Genomic DNA, 18,511 nt, shown 5'->3' with positions numbered 1-18,511 from the left:
CTCAGGCCGAGAACGTCTCCCGCAGGATCTTCTGCGCCGGCCAGGCGCCGTCGGCCGTATTCGAGATCACCGTGTACGTGAGCACCGTCGCCGGGTCGTGCACGCTCATGAACGACACCCCCGCGTCCTGGCCGATCAGGATGACCTGGTCGCGGGACTCGTACAGGAAGAATCCCAGCCCGCACCGGAGCCGCTCGTTCGGCACGTCGTTGCGCGGCCGCACCATCTCGGCCACCCACGTCGGGGAGACGATCCTTCCGTCGAACAGTGCCCGCCAGAACGTACTCATGTCGGCCACCGTCGTGTACGCCCCGCCGTCGCCCACGCCGCGCACCGGGAGGTGGAACACGTTGCTGCGCCCGGTCGGCAGGTAGCCGGTGGCGACCCGGGAAGGGAGATCATCGGAGCGCAGGAACTCGGTGTCGGGCATCCCGGCCGGCTTGCAGACGCGGGCCTGCACCAGGTCGTGGTACGGCACGCCGCTGGCGCGCTCGGCGATCAGCGCCAGCACCACGTAGGCGCCGTTGCAGTAGGAGAACCGTTCGTCCGGCGGGAACTTGGTGGGGAAACCGTCGAGGACCGCGAGATACTGCTCGGGTTCCGCGAGATTCTGCGTGGGGACCGGCAGCAGGTAGTCGTCGACGTCGAGGCTCTCGTCGTCCTCGTCGAGATAGTCGCCGATGCCGGAGCGGTGGGCCAGCAGTTGCTCCACGGTCACCCGGTCGTCGACGAGGGGCAGGTCGTCACGCAGCAGCGACCTGGCGGTGGTCGACAGGTCCAGCACTCCCTGCTCGATCAGGCTCACCACCACCAGGGCGGTGAACCCCTTCGCGCCACTGGCGATCGCGAACCGGGTGTCGACCGTGTTCGGGATCCGGTGCGCACGATGGGCGAAGCCGTACGCCCGGGCGAACTCGACCTCGCCGCCCCGGTCGACCGACACCACGCCGGAGAAGCCGGCGATCGCGTCGATCGCCTCGAATGCGGAGGACGTCATCGGCGCAGCGTAGTTCCGTCGGTTCCGGCACTCGACCGAATTAAACGGAATTGATCTGGGACGATGTGACGATGGTCGCGCGGGTATCCAGCCCGATCTTCATCGGCCGGGCCGACGAGCTTGCCCGGCTCGAAGTGATCCTCGACGCCGCGGCGGCGGGGCGGTTCACCACGCTCGTCGTCGGCGGTGAGGCCGGGGTCGGCAAGACGCGGCTGGTCGGTGAGCTGCTCGCCCGGTCCGACGGCCGCGGGTTCACGACGCTGCTCGGCGGGTGCATCGACCTCGCCGAGGGCGTCCTGCCGTACGCACCCTTGGCCGAGGCGATTCGTCGGCTGGCCGCCTCGATGCCCGTCGCGGAATTGGACCGGATTCTGGGACCGGCACGCGCATACCTGACACTGCTGATACCCGACCTGGCACCCGAGCCCGCACTGGATCTCGTACCGGGCGAGCCGGGCCGGATGTTCGAACTCGTCCTCGGCGTCCTGCACCGGCTGACCCAACGCCACCCCGCGCTCCTCGTCATCGAGGATCTGCACTGGGCCGACCGGTCGACCCGCGACCTGCTCCGCTTCCTCGTCCGCAACGGCCACGGCCGGATGCTCATCGCCGTCACCTATCGCAGCGACCACGTCCCCCGCACCCATCCCCTGCGCACGTTCCTGGCCGAACTCACCCGCGACGCCCGCGCCGAACGGATGCACCTGCAGCGCCTCGGCCGGCGCGACATGACCGACCTGCTCGGCGCGATCCTCGCCGAACCGCCGCCGGCCGAACTCGTCACCGACATCATGACCCGCTCCGACGGCAACCCCTTCCACGCCGAGGAACTGGTCAGCGCCCACCGCCGCGGCGGCGCCGAACCGACGGACCTGTACGACGCGCTGCTGGGACGCGTCCACACGCTGTCGGAAAAGGCGCAGGAGACGATCGCGGCCGCCGCGACCGCCGGCAACCGGGTCGACCACGACCTGCTCCGCGACGTCACCGGTACCGCACCCGACGTCCTGGAAGGCCACCTGCGCGAGGCGATCGAGTGCGGGGTTCTCGTGACCGAGGACGGCGGGAACTACCGGTTCCGCCACTCGCTGGTCCAGGAAGCGGTCTACCGCGACCTGCTGCCGGCCCGGCGGGCCGCGCTGCACGCCCGCTACGCCGACACCATCGACCGGCGCGGCACGCAAGCGCGCAGCGTCGCCGAACTCGGTTGCCTCGCCTGTCACCGGCACGCCGCCGGCGACCTCGGGCGAGCCGCCGCGGCCTACGTGGCGGCGGGCATCGCGGCAGAGGCGGCCATCGCGCCGGCCGAGGCGCTGCAGTACTTCGAGCACGCCGACGAACTATGGGACCGGGCTCCGGGCGGCCCGCTCGACCGGCCCGCTCTGCTCGAACGGGCCGCCGATGCGGCGTCCCTGATGAGCGACACCACCCGGGCGGCCGCGCTCACCGAGCGGGCCCTGGCGCTGATCGGTGACGACGACCCGGCCCGCACCGGTGCGCTGCTGGCCCGGCTGGCCGAGTATCAGTGGCAGACGGCCGACCTCGACCGGTCCGCTGCCACCATCGAGCGCGCTGTCGCGGTCACCCCGAACCTGCCGCCCACCCGGCAGCGGGCCGCGGTGCTCGCGGCCGACGCGAGCCTGTTGCTTCTGCGCGGCCGGCCCGACGAGGCCCGGCAGCGCGGCCTCGAAGCCGTCGCGACGGCCCGCGCGGCCGGCGCCCGGCGCGAAGAGGGTCTCGCGCTCAACACGGTGGGCAGCGCCAATTCCCTGACGGGACGGACGGTTGCGGCGATCGAGGCACTTGAGGAAGCGCTGCGGGTGGCCGAGGAGGTCGGCAGCGTCGAGGACCTGTGCCACGCCTACCACAACCTGTCGGTGGCATTCACCATCGACGGTCGCGCCGACGACGCCATCCGGGTCGCGCTGGCCGGTTGCGAACGGGCCCGGCAGCTGGGTCTGGTGCACGGCTACGGCGCCATCAACTTCATCGCCGCCGCGTGGGGACTGCTCAACCGCGGATCGCTCGGCGACGTCGAGGGCCTTCTCGCCGAGCTCTTCGAGTTCGACCTGCGGAGCGTCAATCCCCGCGCGCTCGAGGTGCGCGCCGAACTCCGGCTGTGGCAGGGCGATCCGGACGCGGCCTGGGCCGATCTCCGCGCGCTGCAGGACATGGACGGTGCCGCGCACCCCTACCGGGCCGCGGCCGTTCACCAGCTTCTCGCCCATTTCCACCTGGCCAAGGGCCGGCCCGCCGAGGCGGAGGCCGCGGTCGGCGCCGGGCTCGCCTCGCTCGCCAACACCATGCCGGATGTGGTCGTCGCGCTGTGCGTCATCGGGCTGGGTGCGGTGGCCGCGAGCTCTTCTCGCGAAGCGAGCGGTGCCGATCTTCTCCGCCGGGCCCGCGCGGCGGCCGGTTCCGTCGGACCGCACGCCAGCAAGCGCCTGCTGGCCAAACTGGCCATGGCCGAGGCCGAGTGGACCCGCATCGCCGGCCCGGGCGACCCGGTCCGCTGGCGCGAGGTGGCCCGCAACTGGGACCGCTTCGGCTCCCTGTACCTCGCGTCGTACGCGCGCTGCCGGCAGGCCGAGGCACTCGTGGCCGCCGGCGCCGCGACCCGCGACGTCGCCGCCGTCGTGGTCGGCGCGTGGGAACAATGCGATCGGGCGGGGTTCCGGCCGTTGGCCGACGAACTCGCGGCGATCGCCCGCCGAGCGCGCGTCCGGCTACCGGAAAAATCATCCGGGACGGTCGCAGCGCCGCTTTCCAGCCTCCTTACCCGCCTTACTCGCCGCGAGCGGGAGGTGTTGGTTCTCCTGGCTGACGGGCTCACCAACGGTCAGATCGCCGAGAAGCTGTACATCAGCCAGAACACCGCGAGCGTCCACGTGTCGCACATCCTCACCAAACTCGGCGTCGCGAACCGCGGCCAGGCCGTCGCCGCCGCCCGCCGGCTGGGTCTCGTATAACAAGATCTCACTACTCGCGTTTCCGCGGAGCTCATTCATTTCTCGTCATTTCTCGTCATGACGGTGGCGCGTCGCCGCTCCTAACCTGATCCCGTTCCGGTCGCTCGTGGCCGGAGCAGACTCCCAGGAGGGGGACATGGCAGTTGAGTTCCGTCGTCAGTCGATCAAGATCCCGGCGGGCACCGGTAGACGCTCATTCAAGGGCTCCGCCGCCTTCTCGCGGTCCGTGACCAGCGCCGGTGGCGCCATCGAGGGCTTCAAGTTCGACTTCCTCGACAACGACCACCACATCAACACCGTCGAGGTAGACGTCGATGTCACCGGGACGCCCGGCAACACGGTGGAGTTTACGGTCGAGTGCTTGTATGCGGACAAGAACTTCGACGATCGCTATGAGGGGTACGTGTCGGTTCTCGTCATCGCCGAAACGACGTAGGCGCTGTGGGTGGCGGCCTTGTATCCGGCCGCCGCCATCCCCCTAGATCGCGTTATCCGGCAACGTCAACTCTCGAGGAATCCCATGGTCGACGTGACACGAGCAACGTTCCGGGTCGTCCCCGGGCAGCTGGCTGCCCAGGCCCGCCTGCCCGACATCGAACGCCTCCTGAACGAGCTTCGCCATTTGCTGGCAACACATGCCGCCGAGGTTAACGACCCGGATGGCGCCCACGCCGCCGTTGCCGCGGCGAGTGACGAGGTACGCACGGGCCGCCCGGAGCCGGGGCGGATGCGGATTCTGCTCAACGCGGTTGCTGATGCGGCACCGGCGCTGGGGTCGGTGGCCCAGGCGGTGCGAGACCTCATCCGGTTGACCAATGGCACACGTTGAGCTGTCCGCGCCCTTGCCGGCTTCCGGACCCGAACTCCACAGTCACTGATCCAGCTACCAGGACTCAAATCCTCGGTCAACGATCCCGCTGGAGTCCACTACCGCAAGTTCGAGCCTGGCAAAGGAGGTCATAATGGTGCGGGCTCGGTGCGGTGGGCGGCGAGGATTGAGCCGGCGGGTGATGGCAACCAGTCCCACCAGCGCTGTCGGGCTGACACCTTCATGGAGGAAAGCCGACCCGAAGGCGACGCTCGCTTCGAGCTCGGGGCGCGGAGGCAGCGCGAATCTCGCAGGAATAGCCGTGGCCGCCTGGTGACCAGCATGGCTGGGGTGGCGACGCCGAGGGCTGGGCATCGGTGTGCCGGCGGTGGATCATGATCGCGTCGGCGGCGTAGCCCAGCGCTTCGGCCAGCACAAGCGCGCCGCCGACGAGCGTCTGCTAGCCGCCACGAAGGTCGACACCGGAGAGCATGATGAGGCCGGACAGTCCCGCGGCGATGTCGATGACGCCCAGGCGACCCTGGGGCCGTTCGTCAGGCGCGTATCGGATCGCCAGGAGTGCGAGGAACAGAGGCCGTGCGCCGACCATGACTCCAGCCAGTCCGGACGAGGCGTACCTCTGTCCATAGGTCAGTAGTAGGAGCAACACCGTTGACTGCACCTGGACTGCCTCAATGATCGCTCTTGGGTGCCGCCACAGCGATCGGAGCGTTGGGATGATCTTCGTCGCGACCAATTAGATCGCCGGCTGTCAGCTCCGTACCGAGATCAGCGTGAGCTGCACGCACGTTTGCGCTGTAGTAGATCGTCGACCGAGCCTCGCCTGTTACCTGCTGCGGCAATACGCGTTCGTTCACCTGGTGCCAGTCAACGCGGACAGGAATTCGACCGACCGCGGCGTTCGGTCCAACCTCAACGGAACCATGAAAATTCGTGTCGGCCGCGTTGTCGGCTACTGACGTCGCTGATAGACCGGCGAGGTGGCGGTAAAGCCGGTTGTACAACAGCATCGCTTCGTGAAGCTGGAAGAAGTCTTCGACTCTGCCTCGCGCGTTGCGGGCCAGTTGCTCGTAACCCTCAAGGTCGGCAAGCACACTCTGCAGCGCGTCGGCGATGCCTGGAATCATGTTGGCCGGGTCGACGAGGACGCCGCACGAATCCCATGTGCGGCCGGTCTCGTGGGTCAGCCGTTCCGAGATGAGCTGGGGCATTCCGCCCACGATAGTGCCGATAGTCGGAACCGCTGCGGTCATTGCCTCCAACACCACTATAGGCTGCCCTTCATTGAAGCTCGGCAACACCAAAAGTTCATAGTCACCGATGACCGCACGAACATTGACGGTGCCCCGGAAGGTGAAGAACTCCTTCATACCGAGTTCGTCGATCCGGTCCATGCACGACTTCAGGTATGCCGCAGGCACGTGGTCCGTCGGCCCGAGAATGTCTATGCCCCAGTTTGTGACACCGCGGTCTATCAGGAGACGAGCAGACGAGACGAACTCCAGCAAACCTTTGATGGGCACGACTCGCGCTATGTAGGCCAGCCGCCATACCCGGCTTGAGCCGTCAAGCAGCATCTCCTCGATTGCCCGGAGGCGCTTCGAGTACGCTCCGTCAAAGTCCTTCATGGTCATGCCGTTGGGGACGATCGACATCACATCGTCGGTCATGGGCGCACCAAGATCGCGCGCCTCGGCGATCGCCTCCCGGTAAAGATAGGTGATGTGACTGGCACTGGGGTAGCAGAACCGCCCCATCTCGATCCACCATGCCATCCAGGCCCGCTTCGTCGGATCGACATCGAATTCACGCCAGTCATTGGCCTTGACCTGCAAAGCCATGTTCCGATCGAGAAGCGTGTTTACGGTGTCCCGAACGTACAGGTTGTGTTCGGTAAGCAAGAACTTTGCCCCGTGCTGCCGGGCAGCAGCAGCCCCGATCAGCGAGGCGTAGCCGGTCGTATGGGCGTGATACACGCGGGCGCGCGGAATTACCTCATTAAGGAGCGCATATGAAAGCGAGAAGAATTCGCGCATCAGCCAGAAGGCGTCCGTCAAGGGCAGCCCGAGACTCGCCAGCTTCGTCTGCAGGACCTCCATGAACTCACGCGAGCCGAGAAGTGCCCAGACAGGGAACTCTCGGGTGAGCGGGTTCATGCCCTCGTCGTAGAGCCGCCACATCGGCGTCATGTCACCGTCGAAGATAGCTTGGACGGCACTGAAAAGGCGGGTCGCCAACCGCGCCCGGTCAGCCGAGTTCATCTTCAGGACACCAGGATTCAACGCCATGAAGTCGTGGCGGTGTTCCTGCATGCTCAAGTAGAGCGTGTGGATCCAAAGGACGTTCTCGGGCACTCCATACAGGTCCTCGGTGGGCGAGGACGAATCCCAGGAGATATGGATGATTCCGAAGGTGAGATCGTGATTTTCGCGGACGATGTCATGGACTACCGCCGAGACTCCTCCCTTCAGGTACGGGTACGTTGACTCCATGACGATCGCAACGTCCGGAACGGGCCGGTCATCAACCCTGTCGTAGTGCACGGAACTCCTCACGGCCTAGAAGCTAAAGATTCTGGAAGACGTCACCAGGCGAGCGCATGCCGCCAGAACAGGTTGTATTCCGGCGTCCGCCACGCACGGCGAAACACCACGAACACCACACCTAGTGCCGCCGAAGTTGTCGCTAGGATCACGAGGTAGGTGCCGCTTTCGGTAGGGAAGCCCGCAAACGCTATCGCGCAGAGCGCGACGTAGAACGCGCCGACAACCTGTCCGCAGAGCTTCTCCCCGATGTAGTCGAGTTTGTAGCTGAGGACCGTGATCATCAGCAGCAACCATGACGACATGGTGATCGCGGCGATCAGGAGCCCACGGTCTGGGGAAGCGCCGGCCAATGTCGCGCTGGTGATACACGCGAAGAGCGCGCCCAGGAAGGCCGTTCGCCTCACAGACTGGGCCACCGTCTCTGCAAGTGCCGTCGACGCCCGCCGCAGGGAGTCCATGGTCTCGTCCTGCATCGCCGTCCGGAGCCGAGCCACCGAGGCGTCGAAACCAGGCGCTAAGCAAATGAAGTAGTAGTTGTAGGCCAGAACTGCGGGCAGCAACGCGAAGAACACGAGACCTACCGGGAAGTCGCCGTCGGCCGAATAGAAGTAGAACAGCTTGTCAGCCCAAAGCACCGCGCCGAGCAGGAACCCCCGGCTGAAGTCGACGACTGTTTCCTTCACGGACATCCAATGCAGGTTGGCGGTGAGGTACTTGGCGAGGGGCACGATCTGCGTGAGAAGCCCGAGGAGGGGCGGGAGAAACCAAAACGTCGGGAACAACATCACCGGGAGGGCGTAGCCTGTCCAGGCCAGCGCCCAGTTCAGCCTGGATCCGCTGAGATTCGCCAGCACCAGAGTCTGCGCGAAGGTTATGTCCAGAGCCACCAGCAACAGATAAGACGCGAGCGCGTCTGCCGGCCACCGCATGATCAGCGCCAGCGGTACGCATGACGTCACCAGCAGCGGTGCCGCCTGCAAGAAGGTCGTTGGCCACGCCGCGCCGAAGCGACGCCGGGCTTCCTCGAGATCCCCAGCCGAAGCGGCGGAACCAACCACACGGTAAAGCGGCATACACACTGCTTGCCCGACCCACGGCACCGTGAGCGCCACTGCCAGGAGGAATGTGGTCAGCGGAATATTGCCCACGTCGTGGTCGGCCATTCGCAAACTGGCATTCGGATATATCAGTGTGAGCAACACAACGGGCCACAAGTGCAGACCGAGGCGCAAGACGCGGCCGCCGAAAGTACGCGCCACCCGGCCCAGCCCGAGCCTCCCGAGCAGGAGCGCCGCCCCGCCTCCGGCCGCCGCCAGGCAACCTACGCCGAAGACTCCAAATGCAAACGGTTCTCGGTCGACGAGAGTCATGCAGTGGCTGATCAGTCGTTGCAGCGCCCCCCCGAGCGAAGGCAACACGAGCGTTCCGACAAGTAGCGCCGCTGTCATGACCGGAAGAACATTCCACTGCCGCCGCCGGTGACCCTGCACCAATCCCCCTTGATCACTTGTCTCGATGTGACTCGACCAGGATGAGTCAGGTGCTCGGTTCCCCAAACACTCGAACGAGGGAAAGACACATCATCAGTCGCAGCTATGGCGGAAGGGATGATTCATCCGCGGAGATCGGCTGAAGCAAGTGTGGCGATCCGACGCTGCGTGTCGGTGGCCATAATGCGGGTATGACCGAACAGACCGCGACGAGGCGTAGGTTCGCCGCGTGGATCCGCTACGGCGGCCCTGTCTCATCTGATCAGGTGAAGTTTGCGATCGAGCACTACCAGGTCGCAATCCTGCAACCCTGGGAGCGAGATGTTCTCACGGAACTTAAGCGCGCGAGGCCGGACATGAAAGTGTTGGCATATAAATGCCTCTCGTCTTCACGCAGTTACGAACCGGGGCCTACGTACTCGTCCGGGGTCAGCCACTCGGAGGCCGAGCGCCGAGGGGAGCACTTCTTCGCACATCGCCACGCCGACAACAGCCGAATTGAGTGGAAGGGCTATCCTGGTCATTGGCAGATGGCCGTCTGGTCGGACGAGTATCGCAGCGCATGGATCGAGAACGTTCACCGCGAGATGAGCGGCTCTGCCTGGGACGGCGTCATGGCTGACAATGATGTATTCGACGACTACTACGGAATCGACTACCCGATCGAGGGCGGCCGACGCATTGAACAGATCCGCGCCGCTCTCGACACCCTTGTTCAGGACGCCGGCTCGGCGTTGAACTCCATCAACAAGCTATTGGTCCCGAACATCGCCGAGTCTCGACGGGAGACGGGGCGGTGGGCCCGCCACGCCGCATACGGCGGCGGTTTCGAAGAGGTATGGCTCGCGCACTCGCCCGATCACCATTTCGACGTTGCGACGACCGAAGCTCAAATGGTCTGCCTGGAAGGCCCTGGCCTTTCGATCGTTCGGACGGCCACCGATGGAACCGACGGCCATCCGAACTTCATGTTCGGCCTCGCGGCGTTCTGGATCTTCGGTGGCGGACGGCCAGGAACAAGCTTCTCCGCTACCGGCCACGACCAGTACAGCGGGACACCGTTCAACCCCTACCAGGATTGGGATCTGGGCGAGCCGACCGGCAAGATACGGCGCCGAGGCCCGGGCCGGATGCGGGCATTCAGCAATGGATGGGCCGCATTAAATCAGGATCATCGGATTCTCGGAAAGGAGATTACGATCCACGTGCCACCGGGCCTGATCGGCGCTCACGGCAGCGCACCACCTCGGGTCCTGACGCTCCGCCCTCGCGAAGGGCGGCTGTACCTTCGGTCCCCCGATGCGGGGTAGAAGCCCACGCTCGAGGTAAAGAACGGGGTGCTGGAGTAGAACTCCGGCGCCCTGCAAACTACGCGTGCTGTGTCTCCGGTGAGAGTCTGCACTCGGCGCTACCGCCGGACCAGTCACGACGATACGGCATTCGTCGGGCGCGTCTTAGAACTCATCGCTTGACCTACCCGGATCACGTGGAGAGCCCGGTGCGGGGACGACCCGCACGCCGGGTTCGGCGGGCGGGGACGGGGAACCCAGCCGCCGAGAGGCGGCATGGCGTCCCGTCCCTGACCCAACAGGTCCAAGCATTAGACCGTGCTCAGCCCGCGCTACCGATGATGCCGGGAATGCCCGAACGGCGTACCCACGACTACGTCCGAAACGGCATCACCAGCCTGTTCGCCGCGTTCAACATCGCCGACGGCACCGTGATCGGCGAGCTGCACCGCAAACACCGCGCCGCAGAGTTCAATAGCTCCTCGCCGCCATTGACAAAGCCGTGCCGGCCGAACTCGACTCCACCTCATCTGTGCCAACTACGGCACCACAAACCCCGGCAGCCAAGGCATGGCTGGCCCGCCACCCCCGCTTCCACAAGCAATTCACCCCCACCGGCTCGTCCTGGATCAACCAGGTCGAACGCTGGTTCGGCCTCCTCACCGACAAGAAGATCCGCCGCGGGGCACACAAGAGCGTCCAAGCCCTCGAAGCCGACATCCGAGCCTGGATCACCGGCTGGAACAACAATCCACGACCATTCTTCCGCATCGCTGCGGTCGGGTTCCTCTTGGTGCGTCGGCTGCCGCGCCGTCCCGTCACCCGCCGGGCACCGGCCCGGCCTTCGGCCAACGCAAGGTCCTTGAACGTGGCCGGCGGGTCGGGGTAGGCCGGGCGGGTGGGCCGGCCCGGCCGGTGTGGGGCGGGGTGACCGGGACCGCGTCGGCCGGATAGGCGGTGGCGTTCGGGTCGACCTGGACGACGTAGTGCGGGCCCCGTTCGGCCAGTTGTCGGGGTACCCCATGTAGTGCAGAGCCGGGTACGGCTCGATGTACACAAGATCAGCGATGCCGAGTACGTCGAAATCCGGCTGATCGTCGCTGCGGACGCGGCCGTGGCGTTCTTGCCGCGATCGCCGTCGATGCGGAATCGATGATCTGACTCGCTACGGCGGACATCTCCGAACGTCTCGGCGCCCGGGTTGGACGCGACTCGTCACCCGGTACCCGGTGGGGTGCGCGGACCAACGATCCCCGGTCCGTCGTCGCCCGGCCCGAATCAAGAGCGATCCGCGCGACTCGTTGGCGAGGGCTACTCGCTTTCGGAGGTGCTCGAGATCGGCGACCGTGGCCTGTGTGGAAGTCGTACCGGGTCGGGACGTGGGAGTAGCTCTGTACGTTCAGCCGTACCCGGTTCTGCAACAGAGCCTGTACCCCGACACCAGTCCGAGCCGGAACAGGGTGCAGTCGCCGTAGCCAAAGTCTGCCGCCACCGGCAGCGTCGGTAGCCCGCACTGTTCGATCATTTCGTCGAACATGTCCAGCGCCAGGCGCCATTTCTCCCGGTGCCGCACCTCCTCACCGATCCCGGCCCGGTCACGCCGGCGGCGGACCTGCGCGACCTTGTCCGGGCCGGCGATGGTGGTGTCGTCCCAGCACGGCGGGCAGAACAGCCGCCAGTCCGCCGCAACCCGTCCGAGCCGCCGACTCGAAATGCAGCAAGCGAGTGGAGCAACGAGTCTGGCGGGAGCGTCGCCGTTGTTGTTGCCGTTCGGCGGTATCACTCTCAACCCGCCCACATCCGAGGTGTTGATTCGTCGAATAACCATTCCGAATCGGCAGCATGCATCCGAAAGACGACGGTTCGGCCAACCGGTTCGACGACCCCTCAAGAGACCGGCTGAATGTCCAATTAAATCCATTTATGGGGAACTTCTGGGTGCGATTGGGACGAACGGTTGACCCAGGATGCATGGAGATGCCCCGGGCAGCTTGTCTCAGCGATAACCATCCAGCAAGGTTTCGGCGTCCCAGTCGCACGTCGCCTCCCGGCGCCGCCATCGTCGTGACGGGTCAACCAACGCTCGTCGGCGCAGCCCGCCACCACCATGGCCGATACCGGCCGGACGTGGCCGCCTGCGCTCCCTACGGAATGCACAACCCTATGGAAGGAAAATACGTTGCGCCTCAAGAAGAAGATCACCGTCGTGGTCGCCTCCGTCGCCGCCGCCCTGGCCGTCGGCACGGGTGCGTGGGCATACATCACCGCCGGCGGCTCCGGGAACGGCACCGCCACAGCGTCTGCGACCGCGGCCAACCTCACCTTTGACGTCAGCGCCACGATCACTGACCTGGACACCCCCGCGGCGATCACGGTCAAAGCCACCTCCGACAAGGCCAACCGCCGCATCAACACGCTGACCATCACCGTGGACGCCGTTCCCGCCGGCTGCAATGCCGCCTGGTTCACGGTCACCGGCGGCACCGGGGTGACCCCGAACGCATCGAACACCGGCTGGACGCTGACGACGGCCAATGTCCAGCAGACCCTTGCCACGGGCCTGCAGGTCACCCTGAACAACGCGAATGCGGCTCAGGACGCCTGCCTCGGCAGCCCCATCACGCTCGCCATCACCGCCGCCTGACCGACCCGCGCAAGGAGGGTGGTCGCCCGGATGCGGCCGCCCTCCTCCGACTTTGATGGAGGCACCCGCGATGGGTAGAAGCTGGCGAGCGCGGTGGGCATCGCGTCAGCGTCGCGTCGGAACCGTCGGATCGATCGCAGTCGTCGTGTTGCTGGTATCCGCGACCGCCTACGCATGGGTCAGCGCGGGACCGGGAACTGGCCACGGCGCCGTGACAACCGGCGCACCGCTGGAGAAGATCAGCGTGACTGGACCGACAGAGATCGCACTCAATCTCGATGAACCACGCGCCCTGAGCGGGTCCTTCGTCAACGACAACACGTTCACCGTCTCTGTCGCCCGCGTGAAAGTCACCGTGACCGGCATCAACGCCGGTTCCGGCACCTGCGACATTCAACCGGGCGTCAACTTCGTCACCACCGACGCGGTACCACCGGCCGGACAACGGTTCACGATCAGCGGAGCATCGACGGTCACAGGGACAGGGTCGGGTGACTGGTCCGGCGCCTCGATTGAGTTCCGCAGCAGCCCAACCTTCGACCAGACCGGCTGCCTCGGCCGGCGGATCAACCTGAAGTACACGGCCATCGCCGCCTGACTCCACTCTCAAATTTTTGGTGGTCAACATGCGCATGAAGCACGGAACTACGCTGCGCCGGTGGCGGTGGGGACTGGTGGCCCTCGGCTGCGCCGCGATCATGGGCCTGACCATCACCACCGCCGGCGCCTACGTCCGCACTCCGCTGGCCACTGGCACTGGGCATGTAGACGTCAGGACAAGCCCAACTTCTACCGGGTCTCCCCACCCGTCCAGCGAAACACCGACCGCAGGGCAGCCGGAGGGCCTAGCAGGTTCTGTCGCGGCGACGACCTCCGCCGCCACAGAACCGCCGGCATCGGTCACCTTGCAGGCTTCACCTTCGCGTTCAGCTCACCCCTCTGATACGCCTTCGGAAGGTCGTACCAGTCCATCCTCGGCGCCGCCGAACGTCCCTTCGACATCATCGCCATCCTTGCGACCCGACCCGTGAGAGCCCGCTGACCGATCGCGGAGCGGCATACGAAAGGGGGGCGCCGGAGAAACTCCGACGCCCCTTCGTCTACGCGTACTGTGTCAGGCGATCGTCTCCACCCGACGCCGACGCGCCAGGAACAGCGCCGCAACACCGACCGCGACGAGTAGCAGCCCACCCCCGAGGATGCTGAAAAGCGCAACCCCCGTAGTAGGAAGCCCACCACCCCCGGACCCACCACCCGGCGCCGGACTGGCGGAAGCCGATGCCGAAGCGGAAGCCGACCCGGAAACACTGGGCGAAGCCGACGGCTCACCAGGCACCCCAGCTACCGAACTCCGGAACTTCGTGTCGGCCGTCACCGGGCTGTTCGCCTTGAAGTAGTCGGTCAGCATGGTCAGATCGTTGTCGCCCGTGGTGGTCTTGTCGGAACCCCCGGCCAGCGCCGCGAAGTTGTCCCCACCCGCGGCCAGGAACGAGTTCACCGTCACCCGGTAGGTGCCGTTCATGTTCAACGGCTGTCCGTTGAACGAGATTGACACGATGCGACTCCCCGCCGCTCCGGCAGGGTTGTACGTGTAGGTCAGACCCTTTGACACGCCCAGGTGCAGGAGTGGCCGCGCGGATCCGGCGGGCTGCCACTGCTGTTCCAGCGCGGCCTTGATATCCGAGCCCTTGAGCGACTTGGTGACCACGTCGTTGGAGAACGGCTGCACCGTGAACGCATCAGAGTAGGTGACCACGCCGTTGTCGCTGCCCATGAGTAGGTCGGCCCGCAGGCCACCCGGGTTCATCAGCGCTATCTGGGCGCCACCGCGGCCGGCGTCCTTCGTGCGGCTCAACTGGACGTCGGCGATGAAGTTGCCCAGCACCGACTCGGCGCCGCGGTCCTCGGCACCGGCGGAGGTCGTGGCCCGCTTGACGTCGGCGGTGATCGAGCCGATCTGCACCTGGCCCAGCACGTCGGCATCGGCCTTCGCCTTTGCTACCAGCGCGGCCACGTCGGCGTCCTGCGGGTAGCCGACGATCGGCAGCACGTCGGCGGTGATGTTGGTGACGGATCCGCCGTCGACCGTCACGTTGAGCCGGTCGAGTGCCCGGCCGTACTCGCCGGTCTGCATGACCGGACGGGGGTGGTTCAGGCCGGCCACCGGGTAGGAGCAGTTGTACTCCACGTGGGTGTGGCCGGAGATGATCGCGTCGACGTCCTTCGACGTGTTGGTGACGATCTTGCCGAACACGGTGGCCGGGTTCGCGACCGCGGCGCAGTCGCCGGCGGACGGCGACCCCTCGTGCGACACGAGCACGACCACGTCGACGCCGTCGGCCTTCAGCGAAGCGGCCACCCGGTTCGCCTCGGCGACCGGATCCTTGAACGTGATGCCCTGAACACCGTCCGGCGAGACCAGCGTCCCGGTCTCCTGCGTGACGACGCCGATGACGCCGACCTTCACCCCGCCGACCGTCTTCGTGAACGACTCCGGCAGCGCCGGCGCGCCGTTCTTGTAGACGTTCGCGCCGAGGATCTCGAAGTTCGCGGCGTCGGCGACGCGCCCGGTCAGGTCGGCGTAGCCCTTGTCGAACTCGTGGTTGCCCGCGGCGGTGGCGTCGAGGCCGATCGCGTTCAGGAAGTCGATGGTCGGCTTGTCCTGCTGGACGGCCGAGATGAACGTCGAGGCGCCGATGTTGTCACCGGCGGCCAGCACCACCGTCTGCGGGTTCTCGCCCCGCAACTGCTTGATCATGCCGGCCATCTGGGCCGCGCCACCGACCGGCTTGCCGTTGGCGTCGTTGCCGGGCGATTCCAGCCGGCCGTGGAAGTCGTTGAAGCCGAGAATCTGAATGGTGGTCGGCGCCGCCGCGGCAGGGTTGCCCCCCACAAGCGCGGTCGCTCCGCCGACGGCGAGCGCACCGGCCAGACCCAGGGCACGCAGCGAAGTCTTTCGCAACGAGATCTCCTCAAGGCAATGCACGAAGGAGGCCGTGGCGATCTTCACCAGCCACGGCACCCGCCACACACTGCGGAGGACGAGGACGGAGGTCAAGTGACCAGGGGAAAGATCACAACAGCGTTCACGAGACCTTAACCAGCGGGATGCGGAACGCCTCCGCCTCCACGCCGTACCAGCGATCCGTGCGTCCGATCGACTCCATGCCCAACCGCCGGCAGACCGCCATCGACGGGTCGTTGCCCGGCCGCACCACCGCGAACACCTCCCCCACCCCCGCCGTGCGGGCCCGGTCGAGGGCGGCGCGCGCGGCCTCCGTCGCATAGCCGTGGCCCTGGGAATCGGGGTGAAGGTGCCAGCCAACCTCGATGTCGGAGGAGCCGGGCAGCGGGATCAACAGCACCGATCCGGCGATCACACCGGTCTCGCGGACCGAGACCGCCCACACCCCGAACGGCGGTTCCCAGGATGACGACCACCGGGAAGCAACCGCGACCGCCTGCTCGCGCGTCTCCAGCACCTTGGGCGTCGCGCCCAGCCAGCGGGCGACCTCCCAGCGGGAGTAGATGTCGAACAGGCGGTCGGCGTCGTCGGCCGTCCACAAGCGCATGGCCAGCCGCGGCGTCTCGAAAACGATCACGCCGAGACGGTATCCAGCTCCCGCTCCGGGGCAACAGGCGGAAAACCCTCGCGGATCCCGAATCGCCGGTACAGAACAGCAAGGGGAGAGGGCAGCCACCAGTTCGCCCGCCCCAGCAGCTTCATCGTCGCCGGCACCAGCAGCGCCCGCACGATCGTGGCGTCGACGGCCAGGGCGACGATCATGCCGAACCCGATCATCTTGATGAACAGCACGTCGCCGGTGGTGAAGCCGCCGATCACGATGATGAGCAGCAGCGCCGCCGCGGTGATGATGCCGCCGGTACGTTGCAGCCCGCCGGCGACGGCCGCGGTGTTGTCGCCGGTGCGGTCCCACTCCTCGCGCACCCGCGAGAGCAGGAACACCTCGTAGTCGGTCGACAGCCCGAACAGCACGGCCAGCATCAGGATCAGCTGGGTCGCCTCCAGGTTCCCGGTGGACGTGAAGCCGAGCAGGCCGGCGAGGTGCCCATCCTGGAAAGCCCAGACGACAGCGCCGAACGCCGCGCCGATCGAGACGACGTTCATCAGGATCGCCTTGAGCGGCAGCACGATCGACCCGAACGCGAGGAACAGCAGCACGAACGTGCTCAGCGCCACCAGCAGGGCCATCCACGGCAACCGCGACCCGAGGCTGTCGAGCAGGTCGGTCAGCTCCGCGGTGGTCCCGCCGACCAGCACCTCCGCGCCCGCGGGCGGCGTCAGGCCACGGATCTCGTCGACCACGGCCCGGGCGGTGTCGCCGGTCGGCGGTCCGTCGAAACCGACCGCGATCGCGGTCGAGTCACCGCGCGTCGCGGTCACGGTCGTCGAGGTGACGCCGTTGAGCGCCCGGATCTGCTCGACGAACGCCGCGGCAACCGCGGGGTCGGCCCCGCTCACCAGTACCTGCACCGGCGCCGTGTCGGTCTGCGGGAACTCGGCGGCCAACCGCTCCGCGGCCACCCGCGGCCCGGCCTCGGTAGGCAGCACCCGCTCGTCGGCCACGCCGAACTCGGCCCGCACGAACGGCACCGCGAGCAGCACCAGCAGGCCGACGGTCGCGACGATGACCAGGCCGGGCCGGCGCATCACACCGTGCGCGAGTCGCGCCCAGCCGGTGCCGCCGGACGGCAGGGAGAACGGCAGCCGCAACCGGTTCACCCGTGGCCCGAGGAGAGCCAGCACCGCCGGTAGCACGGTCACCGCCACCAGCATCGCGATCAGCACCGCCGCCATGCCGCCGTACGCCATCGACCGCAGGAACATCTGCGGGAACAGGAGCAGGCCCGCCAGCGCCAGCGCGACGGTCAGGCCGCTGACCACCACCGTCCGCCCGGCGGTGTCGACCGTGCGCTCGACGGCGGCGGCGGTGTCGCGACCGGCCGCCAGTTCCTCCCGGAACCGGCTGACGACGAACAGCGCGTAGTCGATCGCCATGCCCAGCCCGATCAGCGTGATCACGTTCAACGCGAACACCGAGACGTCGGTGAACAGGCTCAACAGCCGGGTGACGGTGAACGCGCCGAGGATCGCCAGGCCGCCCACGAGCAGCGGCATCCCGGCCGCGACCAGGCTGCCGAACACCACGAAGAGCAGGATCAGCAGGATCGGCATGGAGAACGACTCGGCGCGCGCGATGTCGGCGCTCACCTGGCCGCCGACCGCGTCGCCGACGGCCGCCGGCCCGCCGACCTCGGTGGTGAGCCCGGCCGCGTCGAGGTCCGGACGCAGCGCGGCGAACTGTTCGAGCGACGAATCGGTGAGCGCGACGACCGCGTAGGTCGCCCGCCGGTCGGTGGAGACGAACGCGTCGCTGCCGGTGTCGTAGTAGGAGACGGCGCTCGCGACGCCGGCGTGCTGGCGCACCGTGGCGAGCGCGTCGGTGACCGCCTGCCGGAACGCCGGGTCGTCGACGGTGGCCGACGCCGACGACCAGATCACCAGGACGTCGGACGGCCGCTGCCCGACCTCAGCGGCGATCCGGGTCCGCGCCCGGTTCGACTCGCTGCCCGGGTCGTCGAATCCGGCGCCCTTCAGCTCGCCGAACACCCCGGTTCCCCAGCCGCCGCCGATCACCGCCAGCACCAGCCCGGCGACCACGACGCCCCACCGGGCCCGGACCACCGTCCTGCCCCACCACGCGAACATCCGTCTCCCCCTAGAC

The 18,511-nt window shown here is 67.1% G+C and carries 14 protein-coding genes and 1 pseudogene; 7 read left to right on the top strand and 8 right to left on the bottom strand.

What is annotated here, in order from left to right:
- Position 1: 1 nt before the first annotated feature.
- Positions 2-997 (bottom strand): serine hydrolase domain-containing protein, encoded by a 996-nt coding sequence (locus Vau01_RS31985; protein ID WP_204000330.1) that lies wholly within the window; start codon positions 995-997, stop codon positions 2-4.
- Between the two features lie 71 nt (positions 998-1,068).
- On the opposite strand from Vau01_RS31985, the gene Vau01_RS31980 reads away from it, so the two are divergent.
- The 3 genes from Vau01_RS31980 to Vau01_RS31970 all read left to right on the top strand — a co-directional run bounded on the left by Vau01_RS31980 (position 1,069) and on the right by Vau01_RS31970 (position 4,795).
- Positions 1,069-3,966, top strand: coding sequence for an ATP-binding protein (locus Vau01_RS31980; protein WP_204000328.1), 2,898 nt, complete (start codon positions 1,069-1,071; stop codon positions 3,964-3,966).
- 136 nt (positions 3,967-4,102) lie between these two features.
- On the top strand, positions 4,103-4,402 hold the full coding sequence (locus tag Vau01_RS31975; RefSeq protein ID WP_204000326.1) for a hypothetical protein: 300 nt from the start codon (positions 4,103-4,105) through the stop codon (positions 4,400-4,402).
- 84 nt (positions 4,403-4,486) lie between these two features.
- The gene (locus Vau01_RS31970; protein ID WP_204000322.1) at positions 4,487-4,795 is read left to right on the top strand and encodes a hypothetical protein; all 309 of its coding nucleotides are present in this window, start codon (positions 4,487-4,489) and stop codon (positions 4,793-4,795) included.
- A gap of 439 nt (positions 4,796-5,234) precedes the next feature.
- Here the strand turns inward: Vau01_RS31970 and Vau01_RS31965 are convergent, their stop codons facing one another.
- The 3 genes from Vau01_RS31965 to Vau01_RS31955 form a co-directional block, all read right to left on the bottom strand.
- Entirely contained in the window at positions 5,235-5,384 is a 150-nt protein-coding gene (locus Vau01_RS31965; protein WP_204000319.1) for a hypothetical protein, read from the bottom strand.
- A gap of 82 nt (positions 5,385-5,466) precedes the next feature.
- A complete protein-coding gene (gene pelF / locus Vau01_RS31960; RefSeq protein ID WP_204000316.1) occupies positions 5,467-7,338 on the bottom strand; it encodes a GT4 family glycosyltransferase PelF in 1,872 nt (623 codons plus the stop codon).
- 41 nt (positions 7,339-7,379) lie between these two features.
- Complete coding sequence (locus Vau01_RS31955; protein ID WP_204000313.1) at positions 7,380-8,789, bottom strand: hypothetical protein; 1,410 nt, start codon at positions 8,787-8,789, stop codon at positions 7,380-7,382.
- 233 nt (positions 8,790-9,022) lie between these two features.
- Between Vau01_RS31955 and Vau01_RS31950 the strand changes: the two genes are divergently transcribed.
- Both Vau01_RS31950 and Vau01_RS65325 read left to right on the top strand, forming a co-directional pair.
- Positions 9,023-10,141: a putative glycoside hydrolase gene (locus tag Vau01_RS31950; RefSeq protein WP_204000311.1), complete on the top strand. Its 1,119-nt coding sequence runs from the start codon at positions 9,023-9,025 to the stop codon at positions 10,139-10,141.
- Positions 10,142-10,419: 278 nt separating this feature from the next.
- Positions 10,420-10,883 (top strand): annotated as a pseudogene (locus Vau01_RS65325) (transposase); the annotation flags it as partial.
- A 636-nt stretch (positions 10,884-11,519) separates the two neighbouring features.
- Here the strand turns inward: Vau01_RS65325 and Vau01_RS31940 are convergent.
- Entirely contained in the window at positions 11,520-11,903 is a 384-nt protein-coding gene (locus Vau01_RS31940; RefSeq protein ID WP_239152019.1) for a transposase, read from the bottom strand.
- 396 nt (positions 11,904-12,299) lie between these two features.
- Here Vau01_RS31940 and Vau01_RS31935 point away from each other — a divergent pair, with 396 nt between their 5' ends.
- On the top strand, positions 12,300-12,764 hold the full coding sequence (locus tag Vau01_RS31935; RefSeq protein ID WP_204000305.1) for a hypothetical protein: 465 nt from the start codon (positions 12,300-12,302) through the stop codon (positions 12,762-12,764).
- Positions 12,765-12,975: 211 nt separating this feature from the next.
- Positions 12,976-13,362: a hypothetical protein gene (locus Vau01_RS31930; RefSeq protein WP_204000303.1), complete on the top strand. Its 387-nt coding sequence runs from the start codon at positions 12,976-12,978 to the stop codon at positions 13,360-13,362.
- A gap of 516 nt (positions 13,363-13,878) precedes the next feature.
- Here the strand turns inward: Vau01_RS31930 and Vau01_RS31925 are convergent.
- Genes Vau01_RS31925 through Vau01_RS31915 form a run of 3 tightly spaced genes read right to left on the bottom strand, consistent with a single transcriptional unit; the run spans position 13,879 to position 18,495 of the window.
- Positions 13,879-15,822 (bottom strand): bifunctional metallophosphatase/5'-nucleotidase, encoded by a 1,944-nt coding sequence (locus Vau01_RS31925; RefSeq protein ID WP_239152005.1) that lies wholly within the window; start codon positions 15,820-15,822, stop codon positions 13,879-13,881.
- Positions 15,823-15,850: 28 nt separating this feature from the next.
- Positions 15,851-16,366, bottom strand: coding sequence for a GNAT family N-acetyltransferase (locus Vau01_RS31920; protein WP_204000301.1), 516 nt, complete (start codon positions 16,364-16,366; stop codon positions 15,851-15,853).
- The gene (locus Vau01_RS31915) at positions 16,363-18,495 is read right to left on the bottom strand and encodes an MMPL family transporter (RefSeq protein ID WP_204000298.1); all 2,133 of its coding nucleotides are present in this window, start codon (positions 18,493-18,495) and stop codon (positions 16,363-16,365) included. Before Vau01_RS31915 ends, Vau01_RS31920 begins: the two co-directional genes overlap by 4 nt.
- Between the last annotated feature and the right edge of the window lie 16 nt (positions 18,496-18,511).

Source organism: Virgisporangium aurantiacum (genome assembly GCF_016863635.1).
GTDB classification, from domain to species: domain Bacteria; phylum Actinomycetota; class Actinomycetes; order Mycobacteriales; family Micromonosporaceae; genus Virgisporangium; species Virgisporangium aurantiacum.
The sequence above is the reverse complement of the archived record's forward strand: the minus strand, read 5'-3'. Positions and strand labels throughout refer to the sequence as shown.